The organism is Flaviflexus sp. (genome assembly GCF_041440645.1).
Lineage (GTDB): Bacteria > Actinomycetota > Actinomycetes > Actinomycetales > Actinomycetaceae > Flaviflexus.
The window spans coordinates 1-19,653 of sequence record NZ_JASDVN010000002.1; the positions used below are offsets into that span (position 1 = coordinate 1).

The 19,653-nt window shown below is 60.8% G+C and carries 15 protein-coding genes; 4 read left to right on the forward strand and 11 right to left on the reverse strand.

Translation table 11 applies throughout. The annotated features are described in order from the left end of the window. Positions 1-383 precede the first annotated feature (383 nt). The 9 genes from secG to uvrA form a co-directional block, all read right to left on the reverse strand. Positions 384-626: a preprotein translocase subunit SecG gene (gene secG, locus QMB98_RS00050; RefSeq protein ID WP_371683576.1), complete on the reverse strand. Its 243-nt coding sequence runs from the start codon at positions 624-626 to the stop codon at positions 384-386. Positions 627-676: 50 nt separating this feature from the next. Next, a complete protein-coding gene (tpiA, locus tag QMB98_RS00055) occupies positions 677-1,453 on the reverse strand; it encodes a triose-phosphate isomerase (protein ID WP_371683577.1) in 777 nt (258 codons plus the stop codon). Further along, positions 1,454-2,644, reverse strand: coding sequence for a phosphoglycerate kinase (gene pgk / locus QMB98_RS00060; RefSeq protein WP_371683579.1), 1,191 nt, complete (start codon positions 2,642-2,644; stop codon positions 1,454-1,456). It abuts the gene before it with no gap. A 76-nt stretch (positions 2,645-2,720) separates the two neighbouring features. Next, positions 2,721-3,725, reverse strand: coding sequence for a type I glyceraldehyde-3-phosphate dehydrogenase (gap, locus tag QMB98_RS00065; protein ID WP_371683580.1), 1,005 nt, complete (start codon positions 3,723-3,725; stop codon positions 2,721-2,723). Positions 3,726-3,904: 179 nt separating this feature from the next. Continuing rightward, positions 3,905-4,888 carry a DNA-binding protein WhiA gene (gene whiA, locus QMB98_RS00070; RefSeq protein WP_371683581.1) on the reverse strand — a complete coding sequence of 328 codons (984 nt, stop codon included), beginning with the start codon at positions 4,886-4,888 and terminating at the stop codon, positions 3,905-3,907. A gap of 105 nt (positions 4,889-4,993) precedes the next feature. Then, positions 4,994-5,968 (reverse strand): uridine diphosphate-N-acetylglucosamine-binding protein YvcK, encoded by a 975-nt coding sequence (yvcK, locus tag QMB98_RS00075; RefSeq protein WP_371683582.1) that lies wholly within the window; start codon positions 5,966-5,968, stop codon positions 4,994-4,996. A 3-nt stretch (positions 5,969-5,971) separates the two neighbouring features. Beyond that, positions 5,972-6,913 (reverse strand): RNase adapter RapZ, encoded by a 942-nt coding sequence (rapZ, locus tag QMB98_RS00080; RefSeq protein WP_371683583.1) that lies wholly within the window; start codon positions 6,911-6,913, stop codon positions 5,972-5,974. A 563-nt stretch (positions 6,914-7,476) separates the two neighbouring features. Further along, positions 7,477-9,576 carry an excinuclease ABC subunit UvrC gene (gene uvrC, locus QMB98_RS00085; RefSeq protein ID WP_371683584.1) on the reverse strand — a complete coding sequence of 700 codons (2,100 nt, stop codon included), beginning with the start codon at positions 9,574-9,576 and terminating at the stop codon, positions 7,477-7,479. Between the two features lie 4 nt (positions 9,577-9,580). Beyond that, on the reverse strand, positions 9,581-12,412 hold the full coding sequence (gene uvrA / locus QMB98_RS00090; RefSeq protein ID WP_371683585.1) for an excinuclease ABC subunit UvrA: 2,832 nt from the start codon (positions 12,410-12,412) through the stop codon (positions 9,581-9,583). Positions 12,413-12,713: 301 nt separating this feature from the next. Between uvrA and QMB98_RS00095 the strand changes: the two genes are divergently transcribed. From QMB98_RS00095 to QMB98_RS00110, 4 genes are all read left to right on the forward strand, one after another. After that, positions 12,714-13,355: an MBL fold metallo-hydrolase gene (locus QMB98_RS00095; RefSeq protein ID WP_371683586.1), complete on the forward strand. Its 642-nt coding sequence runs from the start codon at positions 12,714-12,716 to the stop codon at positions 13,353-13,355. Further along, positions 13,352-13,621, forward strand: coding sequence for a YciI family protein (locus QMB98_RS00100; RefSeq protein ID WP_371683587.1), 270 nt, complete (start codon positions 13,352-13,354; stop codon positions 13,619-13,621). Before QMB98_RS00095 ends, QMB98_RS00100 begins: the two co-directional genes overlap by 4 nt. Further along, positions 13,618-14,574, forward strand: coding sequence for a bile acid:sodium symporter family protein (locus QMB98_RS00105; RefSeq protein WP_371683588.1), 957 nt, complete (start codon positions 13,618-13,620; stop codon positions 14,572-14,574). Before QMB98_RS00100 ends, QMB98_RS00105 begins: the two co-directional genes overlap by 4 nt. 428 nt (positions 14,575-15,002) lie before the next feature. Then, on the forward strand, positions 15,003-15,737 hold the full coding sequence (locus tag QMB98_RS00110; protein ID WP_371683589.1) for a glutamine amidotransferase: 735 nt from the start codon (positions 15,003-15,005) through the stop codon (positions 15,735-15,737). 334 nt (positions 15,738-16,071) lie between these two features. Here QMB98_RS00110 and QMB98_RS00115 read toward each other — a convergent pair whose 3' ends face one another. Further along, positions 16,072-17,196, reverse strand: coding sequence for a TerC family protein (locus tag QMB98_RS00115; protein WP_371683590.1), 1,125 nt, complete (start codon positions 17,194-17,196; stop codon positions 16,072-16,074). 382 nt (positions 17,197-17,578) lie between these two features. Continuing rightward, the gene (uvrB, locus tag QMB98_RS00120) at positions 17,579-19,645 is read right to left on the reverse strand and encodes an excinuclease ABC subunit UvrB (RefSeq protein WP_371683591.1); all 2,067 of its coding nucleotides are present in this window, start codon (positions 19,643-19,645) and stop codon (positions 17,579-17,581) included. Positions 19,646-19,653: the final 8 nt, after the last annotated feature.

A 19,653-nucleotide genomic window follows, 5' to 3' on the forward strand; every position in this document is an offset into this window, starting at 1 on the left:
GTTTCATGCCACGACGCGCAAAACGCCCGCTACACACTCAATTATGAAGAGCCAGATTACCGACACCCAGCATGAGAACCAGTGGCGGCATCGTGTCAAGTTTGACCCGCTAATGCTCTCGCTACTACTTCTCTACATCAAGTGGCGCCTCACCACACCCAAACCTTGATCAGAGGTCGTTACACACCAGAGGCTACTAACAGAGAAGGTACATCGCAAGGACTGAATGTGGGCTCATGCCTGTGTACGCGATGCGAGGAGATGATGCCTTAGCACGGAGTTCGGTGTTCTCAGGGTTCCCTGTGATCGAGGTTTCTAAACCTGGGTCAGATAAAGAATTCCTCCCGAGCACGAGCTCGGGAGGAATCAATTGCTTCGGTCGTCTACTGGAACTTGACGATGAGGCCGTAGAGGATGACACACACGCCCCAGGTGACAGCGATACCAACCGTGATGCGGTTGAGGTTACGCGCTGCCACGCCGGATGAACGCATGGCGGTGGACATGCCTCCACCGAACATGTCGGAGACTCCGCCGCCCTTGCCCTTCTGAAGCAGGATGGAGAGTACGAGAAGCAGGGAGGATATCACCAGCAGTACGGTGACGATCACTTTAATAATGTCCACGATGTCCTTTCGGTCCGAGGTCTAGTGTAGACGACCTCAGTGGGATGGGCCTAACCGTTGTAGCGAACGATCTTCGAGAACTCATCGGCCTTGAGCGAGGCTCCACCAACGAGTGCACCATCGACGTCCTGCTCGGCCATGATGTCAGCGATGTTATCGGACTTCACGGAACCGCCGTAGAGGATGCGGACGGAGTCAGCGGTCTCCTGGTCGTACAGCTCGGCAACCTTCTCGCGGATGGCGCCACAGACTTCCTGAGCGTCAGCCGGTGTCGCAACCTCGCCGGTGCCGATGGCCCAGACAGGCTCGTAGGCGATGACAAGCTTCGCAACGTTCTCCGCCGCAATGCCCTTGAGTGCGCCCTCGACCTGAGCAAGGGTGTAGGAAACCTGGTCGCCAGCCTTGCGGACGTCGAGGCCCTCACCGACGCAGATGATGGGGGTGATGCCGGCGGCGATGGCCTTGACGGACTTCGCGTTCACCAGCTCGTCGGACTCGTTGTGGTACTCGCGGCGCTCGGAGTGACCGATGACGGAGTAGGTGACACCGAGCGCGGTCAACATGGAAGCCGAGATCTCGCCGGTGTAAGCGCCGGAATCCTGCGCGGAGATGTCCTGCGAGCCGTAACCGATCTCAAGCTTGTCAGCGTCGACAACGGTCTGGACAGTGCGCAAATTGGTGAAGGGAGGAATCACAACGACCTCGACCTGCGAGTAGTCGTGCTTCAGATCCTTCAGGGTCCAAGCAAGCTTCTGGACGAACTGATTAGCTTCGAGGTGATCGAAGTTCATCTTCCAGTTGCCTGCCATCAGGGGTGTGCGTGCCATTTAGTCCTCCAGAATAGCGATGCCGGGGAGTTCCTTGCCCTCGAGGAATTCGAGGGAGGCGCCGCCACCGGTAGAAATGTGTGAGAAAGTGGCCTCGTCGAAGCCAAGGGTGCGGACGGCAGCTGCAGAGTCGCCACCGCCAACAATCGTGTAACCATCGGCGTCGGACATGGCCTGAGCCACGGCCTTCGTGCCGCCAGCAAATGCCTCGAACTCGAACACACCCATGGGGCCGTTCCAGACGACGGTCTTCGCGTCGGCAATCTTCGATGCGTAGAGCTCTGCCGACTTCGGGCCGATGTCGAGACCCATCTGGTCGTCCGGGATAGAATCCGCGTCAACGACGGTTGCGGGAGCGTCAGCCTTGAACTCGGGTGCGACGACAACGTCAACGGGGAGAACGATCTCGACGCCACGCTCTTCAGCGGTCTTGAGGTAGCCCTTGACGGTCTCGATCTGGTCCTCTTCGAGAAGGGAGGAGCCAACGCCGTGGCCCTGCGCCTTGAGGAAGGTGAAGGCCATGCCGCCACCGATGAGGAGGCGATCTGCCTTCTCGAGGAGGTTCTTGATGACACCGAGCTTGTCGGACACCTTCGAACCACCGAGGATCACAACGTAGGGGCGCTCCGGGTTATCGGTGGCCTTCGAGAGGCTGTCGATCTCCTTGAACACGAGCTCGCCTGCCGCAGAGGGCAGCTTTTGAGCGATGTCGTACACGGAGGCCTGCTTGCGGTGGACAACACCGAAGCCGTCGGAGACGTAGAGGTCGGCGAGTGCTGCGTACTCGTCGGCAAGGGCGGAACGCTCAGCGTCGTCCTTCGAGGTTTCGCGAGCATCGAAGCGCACGTTCTCAATGAGAGCGATCTGGCCTTCCTCGAGCGAGGCTGCGACCTTCTTGGCTTCCTCACCAACGGTATCGGCTGCGAGGACGACGTCCTGTCCGACGAGTTCGCCGAGGCGCTTCGCCACGGGGGCCAGGGAGTACTTGGGGTCCGGCTCGCCCTTAGGGCGACCGAGGTGTGCCATGACGAGAACCTTGGCGCCGGCCTCAGCGAGGCGCGTGAGGGTCGGGAGTGCCGCACGGATACGACCATCGTCGGTGATCTTGTCGCCATCGAGCGGAACATTGAAGTCGGAGCGGACGAGAACGGTCTTACCGCGCACATCCCCGAGGGATTCAAGAGTCTTCATACTTTACCTTTCGAAGAAAGTCGCCCGCGTCCCGGGAATGGGATACGCGGGCGACTGTCTCAGCTACCTAAGAAACTTAGAGCTTTCCACCGACGAGAACGGCGAGGTCAACAACGCGGTTAGCGTAGCCCCACTCGTTGTCGTACCAGGAAACAACCTTGACCTGATCGCCGATGACCTTGGTGAGGCCAGCGTCGAAGATGGAGGAAGCGGGGTTGCCGGTGATGTCCGACGAGACAATCGGATCCTCGGTGTACTCGAGGATGCCCTTGAGCTCGCCCTCGGCGTACTTCTTCACAGCAGCGTTAACGGCCTCGACGGAGACCTCCTTCTCTGCGGTGAAGGTGAGGTCGGTTGCGGAGCCGGTCGGAACGGGAACGCGGAGTGCGTAGCCGTCGAACTTGCCCTTAACCTCGGGGAGAACGAGAGCAACGGCCTGTGCAGCGCCGGTGCTGGTCGGGATGATGTTGAGGGCTGCGGCGCGGGCGCGACGCAGGTCCTTGTGCGGGCCGTCCTGCAGGTTCTGGTCTGCGGTGTAGGCGTGAACCGTGGTCATGAGGCCGCGGACAATGCCGAACTCGTTCACCAGGACCTTAGCCAGCGGTGCGAGGCAGTTGGTGGTGCAGGAAGCGTTCGAGATGATGTTGTGGTTCTCGGGGTCGTAGGTGCCCTCGTTCACGCCCATAACGAACGTTGCGTCGATGTTCTTGCCGGGAGCCGAGAGGATAACCTTCTTGGCGCCTGCCTCGATGTGTGCCTTTGCTGCGTTGCCGTCGGTGAAGCGACCGGTCGACTCGATGACGATGTCAACGCCGAGCTCGCCCCAGGGAAGGTTCGCGGGATCGCGCTCTTCAAGTGCCTTGATGGTCTTGCCACCAACGGTGATCTCGTCACCGGAAGCGGAAACATCTTCGCTCAGAACACCGAGGATGGAGTCGTACTTCAGCAGGTGTGCGAGGGTGTCGTTGTCGGTCAGGTCATTCACTGCGACAATCTCGATGTCAGCACCCTGCGCGAGCACTGCGCGGGTGAAGTTACGGCCGATGCGGCCAAAGCCATTAATACCAACGCGAATAGTCACTCTTGATCCTCCTCGTGCACGCAAACCGTGCACATATTTTGATTGATCTGGGGAAGCGAAAAACTTCTCCGTTGCCGACCAACTGCCGCTGGCCGATCCACCAACCAGTATACAAGTTTTGGGGGATATCTATATGGGACCAATGCCTTTAGTTAAATTGTTCTCGATGGGCTTAGTGCCTAGTCACGGCTACGTCGCAGATCGTTGACAGCATCCATGGTCGAGGGGATGCCCAGTTCGGCCGCCCTCTTGTCCGCCATGGTGTTTAACCTGCGCAAACGCCCCGCGACGGCGTCCTTGGTCGCGACCGGATTGAGCCGCTCCCCCAGCAGATTGAGGGAGTCTTCTGGGTACTTCATGCGGAATTCGCCGGCCTCACGCAGGTTCTCGGGAACATCGTCCCCAAGGATTTCAAAGGCTCGTTTGACGCGAATCACAGCAATCACCGCCGCATCCGCGCTTCTTCTCATGTTGGCATCGTCGAAGTTGGCGAGGCGATTGGCGGTTCCGGTGACCTCGCGTTCGGTTCGGAGCTCCTCCCAGCGCAGGACAGCGTCGTTTGCGCCCATGCGGTTGAGCATGGCTGCAATGCCGTCGCCCTCGCGAATATCGACGCGGAAGGCACCACGGGATTCGCGGGCACGGTAGGGAATGTCGAGGCGGCGGGCCAACCCACCAAGAGCGTACGAGGCCTCCAGGCCGGGGCAGATGACCTCGAGGGCCGCGTTGCGGCCCGGTTCCAGCAGAGCGCCTCGTGCGAGAAACGCTGCGCGCCACGCTGCTGCCGCATCGGCCTTCGACCCGCCCACGACCGTGGGAGGCAGGCCCCTGACGGGGCGACCGTAGGTGTCGATGAGTCCGATCCTGCGTGCGATGCGTTCACCGTCCCGCCCGATGCGGACAACGTAGTGGTGGACTCCCCTGCTCCCAGCGGACATCGTGTGGAGCTCGGCCTCGACTCGGTACACCCTTCTGACGAGATCACGCAGGCGCCTCGCGCTACCCGCGTGGGTTAGCTCCGCCTGGAGCGCAACACGACCGGAGTTGATGTGAATGCCGCCAGCAAAACGAAACATCGTGGCGATTTCAGCCACCGATGTGGAGGCAATGCTGGCTTCAACTAAAGCCAACTCATCTTTCACGGTCGTTGTCAGGGCAGACATGTAGGTGGTGGTTCCTTTGCTAGAGAGTTAAGAGCCAATGTACTTGAAGTATGGGAGCCGCTTAGCTTGAGGTTTGGGAGCCAGTGAGGCTACGCCATCCTACCCCTAATTCTTGGGGCCTTCTTTCGCTACGTCGGTGATCGTGCCCTCGAAAGCGTCCCTCAGTGCGGCAGCGAAACGAAGCGGATCGTGCACGGCCGTCTGGCCGTATTGGTGGAGTTGCCGTAGCAAAAGCTTGACCCCGTACTCCCCGACTGCCTCGTCCAACTCGTCCAAATCATCGATCGCTGTCGGATCAGCCACCACGACCCGGGGAGTAATCCCCCCGGAGTAGGAGACGAAGCTCCGCAGGTGGTCACCGTGGGTCATGTCCGAGGTCTCAACATCATTCGTGAGATTGAGGGCAAGAAGCAACTGCGCGTTGCAGGACGCAAGCTTCTCCTTCAGTTCCGGCATCATCAAGTGCGGGATAACGGAGGTGTACCAGGAACCGGGACCGAACACGCACCAGTCGGCCTCCTCGATTGCCTCGAGAACAGCCGGGTTCACGACAGCCGAAGCCGGGAAGAGCCGCACGTGCTCGACCCTGCCGGGAGCAACAGCCACGCGGGATTGACCGCGAACGACCTTTGTCATGCCGTTCTCGACAACGTCAGCCTGGATCTCCATGGGCGAGTTACTGAGCGGCAGGACCCTCCCCTGCACGCCAAGGAGCCTGCCAACGACATCGAGACCCTCGTTGGGATCGTCCAGCAGATTCCACAGGGACGCGATGAGCAGGTTCCCTGTCGCGTGGTGGTTGAGCGGGCCGTCCGTCTTGAAGCGGTGCTGGAGAACGTCACGCCACAGCTGACCCCACTCCCCATCGTCACAGAGCGCCGACAGCGCCATGCGGAGATCACCGGGAGGCAGAATGCCCAGCTCCGAGCGGAGCTTGCCAGAGGACCCACCATCGTCCGCCACGGTCACGACCGCGGTGAGGTTGCCCGTGACGTGACGAAGCGCGGAAAGAGCTGCGTAGAGACCGTGGCCCCCACCGAAAGCCACAACCTTGGGGCCTCGGGTACCAGTTGGGAGCATGTCCTACTCCTTCCCCAGGTCGCGGTGGACAGTGACGACTCTGGCGCCCCTGTCCCGCAGGCCTTTCGCTAAGCGTTCGGCGATGGCAACCGAACGGTGACGCCCGCCGGTACACCCGATCGCGATCGTGACATTGGGTTTGAGTTGACGTTCGTAGCCTTCGAGGATCCCGGCCATCAGGTCCGTGTAGCCATCAACGAACTTGGTCACCCCATCTTGCTCCATGACGTAGTCCTGCACGGGCCTGTCGTGACCCGTGAGGTTGCGCAGCTCGCCGATCCAGTACGGGTTGTTGATGAAGCGCACATCGGCAACGTGATCGGCGTCCATGGGTAGCCCGTACTTGAAGCCAAAGGACATGACGGTGACGCGGGTCTTGAGCTCACCCTCGGCGGCAACAAGCTGGCGAACGCTACGAGCCAGGTCGTGAACGGACATGTTCGACGTGTCGATGATGGAGTCGGCACGCTTGCGCAGATCCGCCACCATCTCCCGCTCCGCGTGAACGGCGTCGAGGAGCCGCCCCTCGTCCTGCAGCGGGTGGGGCCTGCGGACGTTTTCGTACCTGCGGACGAGTTCGGCATCGTCGCATTCGAGGAACAGAACGCGGTGCGCAATCCCCCCATCCCTCATCTCGTCCAGGGTCGCGACCAGTTCCTTGAAGAACTCCCGCCCACGGACGTCCGCAACAACTGCGACCTTGCGGGTCGTTGTGCTGGGTGAAATGAGCCCCGTGAGAGCACGCAGCAGGCTGGGTGGCAGGTTGTCGACAACGTACCAGTCGAGGTCCTCAAGCACGGCAGCCGTGCGGGACTTGCCCGCACCTGACATGCCCGTGATGATGATCAGCTCCGGCGTTTCCGGCTCAGGAATATTTGCTTCAGCCTCGGCGTCCGGCACCCAGGCAGGGAAAGAATCCGTCTGGTCAATGTCGTTGTCATCCATATTCCTATGGTGCCAGGTTTCCGCCCACATCGGGCACCACAATCGAGAATGAAGCACCGTGACAGCTGACGAGGAGTTCACGGAAGTGGACCGACTCAGCCAATCGGCCGTCAACGATGGTCGAACCCAGAATGAGGAATCGGCACGATCTAGAGCACCGGCTTCTCACCCTGGGTACGCAAACTGCGTCCTCGTTCCGAGTTACACAACTACCGAACGAAGAAGACCTTCTCCCTCGCTCTTTGCTTACTGATCACCAACGCCTATCTGCTTACCCACCACATTGATCTGACCGGTCTCTCGCATGGCACTCACGTCGGCCGCTCGTCGTCGCATTGCTCGTATTCTTGCGTGGCGCTCTATTCAACTTGCTGCGTGCCACTCTATTCGACTTGCTGTGTGTCGCACTCCCCCATGGCGGGTGCGTCGCTCCGGCTTTTTTGCGTGCTCCACGCGGATTGGTCGCACGGGTGTCGAACCGCTCGGTCTCGCTCCGACCGCTCTACTCGTCGCGAATGGTCTCGTCTGGTTCCGGGAGCGGGTCCAGGGTGCGGAAGGACGATCTACTTCTCGCGAATGGACTCGTCAGTCCCATTCTCGACCGTCTCGGCCCGGTCAGACTCGTTCTCGACCGTCTCGTTCTCGACAGCGCTGTCCACCGGCTCATTCGCTTCGGTTCCTTCCGGGTGGAAGTGGTCGTAGATGCGTTGCGCGAAGGAGGGTCCGATGCCGGGGGCTGAACTCAGCTCTTGAACGGTGGCGGCCTTGATCTTGGCGACCGTTCCGAAGGTATCGAGCAGGTCCTTCTGGCGGGAGGGCCCGAGCCCGGGGATGGCGTCGAGCTGGGACCTGGTCATGGCCTTGGAGCGGCGCTTGCGGTGATGGGAGATGGCGAAGCGGTGTGACTCGTCTCGTACGTGCTGGAGCAGGTGGAGTGCTGCCGAGTTTCTGGGGAAGATCACTGGGAAGTCATCACCTGGGATCCACACCTCTTCGAGGCGTTTCGCGAGACCAACAACCTCGACATCGACTCCGAGCTCGTCAACGACCCGCTGCGCGGCATTCACCTGGGGCAGGCCACCATCAACAACGATGAGGTTGGGCTTGTAGGCGAACTTCTTCACCCTGCCCGTGTCGGGATCGATGGCTCCGGAGACCGCGTTCTCGTCGACGTCGCGGGAGCCCTCCTTGACCTTCGCGAGCCTGCGACGCAGGATCTCGTCCATAGCTGCCGTGTCGTCTCGCGCTCCTTCGCCGTTCTCGCCACGCACGATGTAGTGACGGTAGTCGGACTTGCGCGGCACTCCATCCTCGAAGACAACCATGGAGGCAACCTGGTGCGTGCCCTGGGTGTGGGACACGTCGAAACACTCGATCCGGAGCGGAGCAGACGAGAGCTCGAGAACGTCTCGGAGATCCTCGAGAGCCTGCGCTCGCTGTGTGAGGTCACCGGACCGCTTGATTTTGGCGCGCTGAAGGGCTTGCTTCGCGTTCTCCTCCACCATGTCCGACAGTCGCTTCTTATCTCCGCGCTGGGCAACGTGCAGGTTAATGCGGGCACCGCGGCGCTCCTCGAGCCACGCAACGATCGCTTCCTCGTCGTCCGGCATGGTCGACACGATGATCTCGCGCGGGATCGCCGTGGTCGGAGTGTGGGTGCGGTCGTCAACGGACCGTGCCTGCCCATCCACCATCTCCCTCGAGGGACGCAGGAGCTGGCGATCGCCCTGTTCGCCGTAGATCTGAAGTAGGAGGGCCGTGACGAGGCCGGCCTCGTCGAGATTCTCGACCCGTTCCGTCACCCATCCGCGCTGACCGCGTACGCGACCTCCGCGCACGTGGAACACCTGGACCGAGGCCTCGAGCTCATCGGTCACGAGGCTGAAGACATCGACGTCGGTGCGATCGGGAAGCACAACGGCGTTCTGCTCGACAACCTTCTTCAGTGCCTCCACGTCGTCACGGAGGCGGGCGGCCTTCTCGAAGTCAAGATTAGCCGCCGCCTGCTTCATGGCGCGTTCGCGGGCACGGATGTGCCGTCCCGTGTCACCATCAAGGAAGTTGCAGAGCTCCTCAGCAAGCTCCCGGTGGTCCTCTTCGCTGATGCGGCCCACGCAGGGAGCGGAGCACTTGTCGATGTAGCCGAGCAGGCAGGGACGTCCCGATCGCTGTGCCTGCCTGAGCACACCCGCCGAGCAGGTGCGAACAGGGAACGTGTGCAGGAGGGAGTCGAGAGTGTGCCGGATCGCCCACACCTGCGTGTAGGGACCGAAGTAGCGATTGCCCTTGCGGTGCGCGTTGCGGGTGATTCCCGCGCGGGGAATCTCTTCCGACATGGTGACGGCCATGTACGGGTAGGACTTGTCGTCCCGGTACATGACGTTGAACCTGGGATCGAATTCCTTGATCCACGAGTACTCAAGCGTCAGGGCCTCGACCTCAGTCGAGAGCACAACCCATTCCACGCGTTGCGCGGTTGTCACCATCATGCGCGTGCGCGGATGAAGGAGGGTGAGGTCCTGGAAGTAGTTGACGAGGCGCTGCCGGAGGTTCTTGGCCTTACCGACGTAGATGACGCGATCGTCCTCATCGATAAACCGATAGACACCCGGATTCGTGGGAATGTCGGATGTCTTCGGACGGTACGCGGACGGGTCGGCCATGGTCCTACTTCAGAAGCGGGGAAAGGAATTGTCCGGTGTAGGACTCCTTGACCTTCGCAATGTCCTCGGGAGTGCCCTGTGCGATCACCTGACCGCCACCGGCGCCACCCTCGGGACCCATGTCGATGACCCAGTCGGCCGACTTGATGACATCGAGATTGTGCTCGATGACGATGACGGTGTTGCCCTTGTCGGTCAGCCCCTGCAGCACCTTGAGGAGCTTCGAGACGTCCTCGAAGTGGAGGCCGGTTGTTGGCTCGTCCAGCACGTACACGGAGCGACCGTTGGACCTGCGTTGCAGCTCGGACGCGAGTTTGACTCGTTGAGCCTCACCACCGGACAGGGTGGTGGCGGACTGTCCGAGGCGGACGTAGCCAAGACCCACCGAGTCGAGAGTCGACAGGTGACGGGTGATGCCGGAAACGGGACCGAAGAACTCGAGAGCCTCAGAGATCGTCATGTCGAGAACGTCCGCCACGGACTTGTCCTTGTACTTCACCTCGAGGGTGTCGCGGTTGTAGCGCTTGCCCTCGCACACCTCGCAGGGCACGTAGACGTCGGGCAGGAAGCTCATCTCGATCTTGATCGTGCCGTCGCCCTTGCAGGCCTCACAACGGCCGCCCTTAACGTTAAAGGAGAACCTTCCGGGGCCGTAGCCGCGGACCTTGGACTCGGGAACGTCAGCGAACAGCTTGCGCACGCGATCCCACACGCCGGTGTAGGTGGCGGGATTTGAGCGCGGGGTGCGACCAATGGGCGACTGATCGACGTGAATGACCTTGTCCAGGTCCTCCAGGCCCGTCACGGACGTGTGCCTGCCGGGAACGATCCGAGCCCGGTTGAGCTGGTTCGCGAGTGAGTTGTACAGGATCGAGTTGACGAGAGTGGACTTGCCGGAACCGGACACGCCCGTGACGGCAACGAAGCATGCTCGCGGGAACGAGACCGTCACGTTCTTCAGGTTGTTCTCGCGACCACCCTTGACGACGATCTGCTTGTTCTTGTCGACCTTGCGGCGCTCCGCGGGAAGCGGGATGCTGCGCCTACCCGCCAGGTAGGCTCCCGTCAGAGACTCCTCCGTTTCGAGCAGGCCCTGGTAGTCACCCGAGTAGACGATCTTGCCGCCGTGCTCACCGGCACCGGGGCCGATGTCAACGATGTAGTCGGCCGCCTTGATCGTGTCCTCGTCGTGCTCGACAACGATGAGGGTGTTGCCGAGATCGCGAAGTTTCTCAAGCGTGTTGATGAGGCGAGCATTGTCACGCTGATGGAGGCCGATGGATGGCTCGTCGAGAACGTAGAGCACACCCACGAGAGCGGCACCGATCTGGGTGGCCAGTCTGATGCGCTGTGCCTCGCCGCCGGACAGGCCTGAAGCGCCACGGGACAGGGTGAGGTAGGTCAGGCCCACATCGATGAGGAACCCGAGGCGGAACTGGGTTTCCTTGAGAACGGCGTCAGCGACCGCACGCTGCTTGGGCGTGAGCTCCAGCTTGTTCAGGAACTCGGCGGCCTCCTCTACGGACAGGTCGCACAGCTCGGAGATGGAGAGCCCGCCGATGGTGACGGCGAGGACCTCGGGCTTGAGGCGGGCACCGTGGCACGCGGGGCACGGCACCTCCCTCATGTAGGACTCGTAGCGTTCCTTCGACCATTCGGATTCGGTTTCTTCGCGCTTGCGCTTGACGAAGTCGAGGACGCCCTCGAAGCCCGTGGCGTAGGTGCGTTCCCTCCCCCACCGGTTCTTGTACTTGACCTTGACCTTGTAGTCGCGGCCGTACAGAAGCGTGACCTGAATGTCCTTGTCCAGCTCGCCCCAGGGGGTATCGACGTCGAAGCCGATCTCATTGCCGAGGGCGGTGAGCTGTCGGGTGAAGAAGGCCTTGTTTCCCGCCCACGGCAGGATCGCACCATCGCGGATGGTCAGCGACTCGTCCGGCACGACGAGTGCGGGATCGACCTCGAGCTTGGAGCCGATGCCGGAGCATTCGGCGCACGCGCCGTAGGGTGCGTTGAACGAGAACGTGCGGGGCTCGATCTCCTCGAGGCTGAGCACGTGGTCGTTCGGGCAGGCACGCTTCTCCGAGTAGCGGCGGAAGCGCATGGGGTCATCCTCGTCAACATCCATGCGTTCGATGACAACGAGGCCGTCCGTCAGCTTGAGGGCTGTCTCGACCGAGTCGGTGAGGCGGCGGGTGGAGTCCTTGCGGACAAGGCGGTCAACCACGACGTCAATGTCGTGACGGAGCTTCTTATCGAGCGTGGGTGGGTTATCGAGCCGGACCATCTCCGAATCCACCTTGGCGCGGGAGAAGCCCTGCTGCTGGAGCTCGGAAAAGAGCTCACCGTACTCGCCCTTACGACCGCGGATCACCGGGGCGAGCACCTGGAACTTCGTGCCCTCGGGTAGCTCCATGACGAGATTGACGATCTGCTCCGCAGACTGAGAACTGACCACTTCCCCGCACTCGGGGCAGTGCTGAACGCCGGCGCGGGCGTACAGCAGACGCAGGTAGTCGTACACCTCAGTGATGGTGCCAACCGTTGATCGCGGGTTGCGGTTCGTCGACTTCTGGTCGATCGCGACAGCGGGCGACAGGCCACCGATGTAGTCGACGGCGGGCTTGTCCATGCGGCCCAGGAATTGGCGGGCATAGCTGGAGAGGGACTCGACGTAGCGGCGCTGACCCTCGGCAAAGATTGTGTCGAATGCGAGGGAAGACTTGCCGGAGCCGGATAGGCCGGTGAAGACGACCAGCTGGTCGCGTGGAACTTCAATATCTACGTTCCGGAGGTTGTGCTCGCGAGCACCGTGGACAACGATCTGTTCAGTCACTCAAGTAGTGTAACCACAAAGTCAACCGATCGAACAAATGTACGCGTGTGAGATTCGCGGGCGTGCCGCGACATTGTATTGAGTAGGTCCGAAGCGTTCCCTCGGGCAAGTCCGATCCATTTCATCGGGTAGGTCCGATTCGTACCATCGTGTAGGTGCGCGACGTTCCAAACTATGGATCCGCAACGTTCCAACCTGTAAGACCGCGACCTTCATTCGGTAAGTCAACGACGTTTGCTCAGGCGTTCGTTGAATGAGCTTTGGAGTGACGGAAGCTCCGCCCACTCGGTAGGGTGTAGTCATGAGTTCGACGTATCACACAGGCCCCGGTCTCCCTCCCGTCACCATCGATGTTGGCACCACCCGCATCACGAAACTGTCGGTTGGGGACATGGACAACAATGTTTATCTCATCGAGAACCAGCTCGGCGATGCCGTGATCGTTGATGCTGCCGCGGAACCCGATCGGATCGCCGAGATCGCCTCCGGCAAGAACGTTCACGCGATCATCACGACCCACGAGCATCACGACCACATTGGCGCACTCGAGACCGTCTCGCACGTGTTCCCCGACGCTGAGATCCTCGCGACCGCCGAAACGGGTGGCGCCCTCCCGGTCGAGGCAACGGACGCTCTCAAGCACAAGCAGGCGAAGTCGTTTGGGGATCTGGAGCTCGAGTTCATCGTGCTCCGCGGACACACTCCCGCCGGCATCGCCGTCGTCGTGGAGGGGTCTCACATCCTGACCGGAGACTCCCTGTTCCCAGGCGGCGTTGGTAAGACTCCTTCTGATCAAGCATTTTTCTTGCTGTTCAACGACGTTCGAGATCGACTCTTTGAACGCTTCGATGACAGCACGGTTATCCACCCCGGCCACGGGGATTCAACAACACTTGGCGAGCAGCGCCCGCAGCTCGCCGAATGGGAAGGACGGCGCTGGTGATTTTCGCAGCTCTCTACACATACGATCCGGCTCGGGAAGACATCGGCGAGGTTCGCCCGCTGCACCGCGAGTACCTCAAGGCACAGTACGACGAGGGGAAGCTTCTCGCGAGCGGCCCTCGCGGCGGCGGCGCCCTCATCCTACTCCAGGCCGACTCCGAGGCCGATGCTCGAGAGATTCTTGACGGCGATCCGTTCATGAAGTCCGGAATTGTCACCGATCTTGATATTGAGGAGTGGACCGTCGTTTACGGGCCTTGGGAATGAGGCGCGTTGACCCCTTCATCGTCGCGATCATCACGGCGTTCGTTGTCGGGCTCCTGTGGCCCGCTCCGGACGGCGTCCGTGAGGGCATCGCGGTCGCTGGCGACATCCTGGTCGCCATCCTGTTTTTCCTCTACGGCCTGCGCCTGCGCACCTCCGAGGTCCTTGCCGGTCTAACGAACGTCAAGGTGCAGGGACTGATCTTTGTCTCCACGTACGTGGTGTTCCCTCTCGTCGGTCTCGCCCTTCATCCTCTGCTCACACCGATCCTGGGTGACGGGTTCTCGAACGGGTTCCTGTTCCTTGCCTTCCTGCCGTCGACCATTCAGTCCTCGGTCACCTTTACGTCGATCGCTCGTGGCGACACGGCGGCAGCCGTGTGTGCCGCGACATTCTCAAATGTCATCGGCATGTTCCTCACACCCCTGTACGTCCTCGTGTTCATGAACATCGAGGGCGCACACGCGGGGTCCATCACGACCGTCCTCACCCAGCTTCTTCTCCCGTTTGTCATTGGGCAGATTCTGCAGGTGTGGCTGGGGAACTGGATTCGCAAGTATCCAAAACCGCTCAAGGTCTACGACCAGGGCACCGTCGTGGTCATCGTGCTGTCGGCCGTCCTCGACTCGACCGCGGCAAACACGTGGGATGGTGTGACGCCCCTCCAGATCGCCGTCATCATTCTCATGTCGGCTCTGCTTCTCGCCGGCATCCTCGCCTTCACCTGGTACTCCAGCGGTTGGCTGAAGATCGACCGTGGAGGCCGCATCGCGGTCCTCATGTGCGGCTCCAAGAAGTCGCTGGCAACGGGCCTCCCCATGGCGCAGGCAATCTTCCCAGCATCGATCATCGGTCCCATTGCCGTCCCGGTCATCATCTTCCACCAGATCCAGCTGTTCGTGTGCGCAATGATCGCCTCCCGCATGGGACGCGAGGAACTCCCGGCAACGACGTAAGTTCACGGCCTGACTGCCCGCTACGCACTCACAGCCAATAGCCAGTCGCGAGTAGCCGAAAGCAGGTAGCTGGTAACCGGTTACCGGCTATCGGCTGCCATTCACTGTGCTCCAGTAGTAATAAGCTACATTGACGAAACACAACCAGAGTTCTGGGTCGGTCTCAACCACGAGGTCGACCCAGAACTCTAGGTCAAACGAGACGTCACTGAGGCCAAGCGTCACGCGCGCCAATAATCGCCACTCGAGTTGCTAGTTGACCCCTCCATCATCGCCGCACTCACCGCACGTCACGAGAAACTATCCGGACTTCAGAGAACCGCACACTACCTGCCGGTAGGGCGTCGTGCCACTTTGCACGTCGTTCAACTTCGAGACCTGCACCGATGCAATCCACGACACGTGTTTTGTCGCGCTATCGTATTCCTATGAAGCCCTTCCTTCTCATTGCCACGCGTGCCGAAGACGATACCGCGGACGGCGAATACGAACAGATCCTGCGCTTTGGAAACCTTGACGAGAAAGATCTCGTGCGGATCCGGCTCGAGGCCGCACCAATGCCGGACCTGAATCTTGACGACTACTCGGGTGTCATTGTGGGTGGCAGTCCCTTCACAGGTTCGGATCCGATCGAGAAGAAGACGGAAACTCAGCTTCGTGTCGAAGCAGAGATCTCCACTCTCCTCGACGAGATCGTTCCTCGTGACTTTCCGTTCCTCGGTGCCTGCTACGGCGTTGGCACGCTTCTTGGTCATCAAGGGGCAGTCATCGACTCCACATACTCGGAACCCGTCGGTGGTGTCACGATCAAGCTGACTGAGGAAGGCAAGAAGGACCCGCTCCTCGCCGACATTCCCGACAGCTTTGGTGCCTTCGTTGGGCACAAGGAAGCCGTCACGGTCTTTCCAGCGCACGCCGTTCTGCTCGCCTCGTCGGATACGTGCCCAGTTCAGATGTTCCGTATCAAGGAGAACCTTTACGGCACACAGTTCCATCCCGAGCTCGATGCCCCCGGTATCGCGCAGCGGATCAGGACGTATAAGAACTCCGGCTACTTTGAGCCCGAGGAAGCCGACACTCTCATCGAACAAACCGCGCAATGGGACGTGAGTGACGCCAACCGCGTGGTCGCGGCCTTCACCGCACGGTACGCAACGGACTAACGCTCACAACGGCGTTCCTGTGCCGGAGAGGGGCCCTGCGCACCCCTCATACGAGTTGCTTCGAGGAGGAACTCCTCTCTGATGGCGCGACGATCGTTTATCCGCCCAGCCCACTTTCCGAGGTGGTTTAGGATCCAGTGACGAGCTCTACGCCGGACATGAGCTCGATTGCTCGCACCGGTCAGTATCTCGATCGGGAACGCGAAGCTCAAGGAAGCCCAGGCCGGAATAGGTCCGCGCTTGAGCTAGGGATGATCCGGATTCGCGGTGACAGAGGGTCCCGCTAGATTCTGCTAGCGGGACCCTCGTGCTTACCGGCTGTCAGTAGCTGGTGCTACCGGTTGCTCTCGTTACGGAACGGACCCTCGTGGGTGTTCGAGTTGTCTCGTGAGTGATCATCGGTCTTGAATGCACCCTGGTTGCCGGAGATCTCACCGCGATCCAAGTCAGCATCAAAGGTTGTTTGCGAGGTCTGTGCCTCTGCCTTCTCTCGGTCGCGCTTCTTGCTGGCCCTCAGAGAGGTCACAACGGTGATGGCAATGACGGTGAGGATGAAGCCAAGGGAGACGCCGATGCTGGGCTCGGGGATGCCGAGGAGCATGTCGTAGCCGTGGAAGGCGTGGATGATGAGCTTCACGGCGATGAAGCCAAGGATGGCTGCGAGGCCGTAGTGCAGGTAGACAAGCTTCTCGAGAAGGCCGTCAACGAGGAAGTACAGCTGGCGCAGGCCGAGCAGTGCGAACACGTTCGCGGAGAACACGATGTAGGGCTCGTTGGTGAGACCGTAGATTGCGGGGATCGAGTCCAGCGCAAACATGAGGTCGACGGTGCCGATGGCGACGATGCAGAGGAACAGCGGGGTGATCCAGGTCTTGCCCTCGCGGCGGGTCACGAGCTTCTGGCCGACGAAGCCTTCCGTCACGCGCATGTGCTTCTCAGCGAAACGAACGATGGCGTTGGGCTTGTAGTTCTCGATTTCGTCCTGTTTCTGGTCCGGATCATCCACGCCCTGACGGAGCTGACTGATCGCGGTGTAGAGCAGGAAGGCACCGAAGATGAAGAACACCCAAACGAACTGATCAATGAGTGCCTTACCGAGCAGGATGAAGATGAGGCGCAGGATCAGGGCAATGACGATGCCGTAGAGCAGAACCTTCTGCTGGTACTTTCTCGGCACCTTGAAGGATGCGATGACGATGATGAAGACAAAGATGTTGTCGACAGACAGTGCCTTCTCAACGGCGTAACCACCGTAGTACTCGCCCGCGAGAGTGCCGCCGTGGCGCCACAGAATCGTCAGACCGAAGAGAAGTGCAATAGCGATGTAGAAGACGGACCAGATGCCGGCTTCCTTCAGGGTAGGCTCGTGAGCCTTACGAACGTGACCAAAAAGGTCGATCAGGATGAGCACAAGGGCGATGCCGCCGAGTGCGAACCATTCCCATGTATACACGTGCATTTGTTCAGGGGTGGATGCCGCCTGCGCGAACATGACATGGGTGGGCAGCTGGGATGCCAGCAAAACATACCTCCGGGTTGTTGAACCGAAGGTCTCTTCCCACCGGATGATCCGGTCGTGAACCGAGTGCACTCGCACCGTGATGACGGCCCACTGTTGTTTGGGAATACTCCCCTTCGCTAGCTTCAACCGTTACTTTACGGGAACTTGTCCGATCTGGACACCTCTGTGACGCAAGTTCACCTATGAATTAGACAACCATCCAGGAAGTGTCCAGTGAGGGAAGCAGCTGGTAGTCACACTGAATTGTGCCGCCATGACCTACTGATCATGACGGCACAAGAGATGGAGGGCCACTCCCCTGTCAGGCAACGGTGTGACTCTAGGAGGTTGCCGACTCCATCTGGCGGAGCTCCTTCTTCAGGTCCTGGATCTCGTCGCGCAGGCGCGCCGCAAGCTCGAACCTCAGGTCCTCGGCCGCCTGCTTCATTTGCTCATCGAGTTCGGCGATGAGCGAGCGGAGATCGCCCGTTGCCTTGCCCGCAAGTCCCTCACGGGTCTGTGGGACGGACGTGGGCTGTCGGTACCCGCCCTCGAGAAGTTCGGCCGTGTCGATCTCTTCACGCGCCAACATGTCGGTCACGTCAGCGATCTTCTTCCGCAACGGCTGCGGGTCGATGCCGCGTTCCTTGTTGTAGGAGATTTGCTTCTCGCGGCGGCGATTGGTCTCGTCGATCGCTTCCCTCATGTTCGGAGTAATCGTCTCCGCGTACATGTGGACCTGACCCGAGACATTACGGGCGGCACGACCAATGGTCTGGATCAGCGAGGTCGTGGACCTGAGGAAGCCCTGCTTGTCCGCATCGAGGATCGCCACGAGCGAGACCTCGGGAAGGTCGAGACCCTCGCGGAGCAGGTTGATGCCAACGAGGACATCGAAGACGCCGAGGCGGAGTTCGCGCAGGAGTTCGACGCGGCGGAGCGTGTCGACATCCGAGTGGAGGTACTCGACCTTGACTCCGCGTTCGGCGAGATAATCGGTCAGGTCCTCTGCCATCTTCTTCGTCAGTGTCGTGACGAGGACACGTTCGTTGCGTTCCACGCGCGCCTTCACCTCGCCGAGCAGGTCGTCGATCTGCCCCTCGACGGGCTTGACGATGACCTCGGGGTCGACAAGACCGGTGGGTCGAATGATCTGCTCGACGACACCGTCGGACTGCTCGAGCTCGTACTTGCCCGGGGTCGCAGACAGGTAGACGGTCTGACCGATGCGTTCGAGAAACTCAGCCCACTTGAGTGGACGGTTGTCCATGGCGGACGGCAAGCGGAATCCGTGCTCGACGAGCGTGCGCTTGCGGGACATGTCGCCCTCGTACATGGCACCGATCTGCGGAACGGTCACGTGGGACTCGTCGATGATGAGAACGAAGTCCGATGGGAAGTAGTCGAGAAGCGTATTCGGGGCAGTCCCCGGCCCACGACCATCAATGTGACGGGAGTAGTTCTCGATCCCGGAACAGGACCCCACGTTCCTCATCATCTCCAGGTCGTAGCTGGTCCTCATCGACAGCCGCTGCGCCTCAAGAAGCTTGTTCTGCGACTCGAGCTCGGCAACTCGCTGATCGAGTTCCTCCTCGATCGACTTGATTGCCTTCTCCATGCGCACCGGGCCGGCCACGTAGTGGGAGGCCGGGAAGAGGTGCGCGTGGTCGGTCTGCCGGATGACGTTGCCGGTCAGGGGGTGCAGGTAGGAGAGCTCGTCGATTTCGTCGCCGAACATCTCGATGCGGATCGCGAGTTCCTCATACACGGGAATGATCTCGATCGTGTCGCCACGGACGCGGAAGGTTCCGCGCGTGAAGGCAAGATCGTTTCTCGTGTACTGCATCTGCACGAACTGGCGGAGCAGCTCGTCGCGGTCGATTTCCTGGCCAATCTCAAGGCGCACCATGCGGTCGACGTACTCCTGCGGGGTACCGAGACCGTAGATGCAGGAGACGGACGCGACCACGACCGTGTCCCTGCGGGTTAGCAGGGAGTTGGTGGCGGAGTGGCGGAGCCGCTCCACCTCGTCGTTGATGGAGGAGTCCTTCTCGATGAAGGTATCGGTCTGGGGAACGTACGCCTCGGGCTGGTAGTAGTCGTAGTACGACACGAAGTACTCGACGGCATTGTTCGGCAGGAGCTCGCGGAACTCGGATGCCATCTGGGCCGCCAGCGTCTTGTTCGGCTCAAGGATGAGGGTGGGGCGCTGGATCTGCTCGATCAGCCACGCCGAGGTCGCGGACTTACCCGTACCGGTCGCACCGAGCAGCACGATGTCCTTCTCGCCGGAGTTGATGCGTTCGGCAAGGTCGGCAATGGCTGTTGGCTGGTCACCGGATGGGGTGTATTCGGTGATGACTTCAAAGGGTGCCTCGGCACGCACAAGGTCTGTCACTGGTCGCATGACATCTA

Bases quoted from the DNA above. Each gene is read 5' to 3' on its own strand.
- rapZ (WP_371683583.1), bottom strand. From the start codon at position 6,913: ATGGATGACAACGACATTGACCAGACGGATTCTTTCCCTGCCTGGGTG.
- QMB98_RS00115 (WP_371683590.1), bottom strand. From the start codon at position 17,196: ATGCACGTGTATACATGGGAATGGTTCGCACTCGGCGGCATCGCCCTT.
- pgk (WP_371683579.1), bottom strand. From the start codon at position 2,644: ATGAAGACTCTTGAATCCCTCGGGGATGTGCGCGGTAAGACCGTTCTC.
- QMB98_RS00105 (WP_371683588.1), top strand. From the start codon at position 13,618: ATGAGGCGCGTTGACCCCTTCATCGTCGCGATCATCACGGCGTTCGTT.
- uvrC (WP_371683584.1), bottom strand. From the start codon at position 9,576: ATGGCCGACCCGTCCGCGTACCGTCCGAAGACATCCGACATTCCCACG.
- QMB98_RS00110 (WP_371683589.1), top strand. From the start codon at position 15,003: ATGAAGCCCTTCCTTCTCATTGCCACGCGTGCCGAAGACGATACCGCG.
- whiA (WP_371683581.1), bottom strand. From the start codon at position 4,888: ATGTCTGCCCTGACAACGACCGTGAAAGATGAGTTGGCTTTAGTTGAA.
- yvcK (WP_371683582.1), bottom strand. From the start codon at position 5,968: ATGCTCCCAACTGGTACCCGAGGCCCCAAGGTTGTGGCTTTCGGTGGG.
- uvrB (WP_371683591.1), bottom strand. From the start codon at position 19,645: ATGCGACCAGTGACAGACCTTGTGCGTGCCGAGGCACCCTTTGAAGTC.
- tpiA (WP_371683577.1), bottom strand. From the start codon at position 1,453: ATGGCACGCACACCCCTGATGGCAGGCAACTGGAAGATGAACTTCGAT.
- QMB98_RS00095 (WP_371683586.1), top strand. From the start codon at position 12,714: ATGAGTTCGACGTATCACACAGGCCCCGGTCTCCCTCCCGTCACCATC.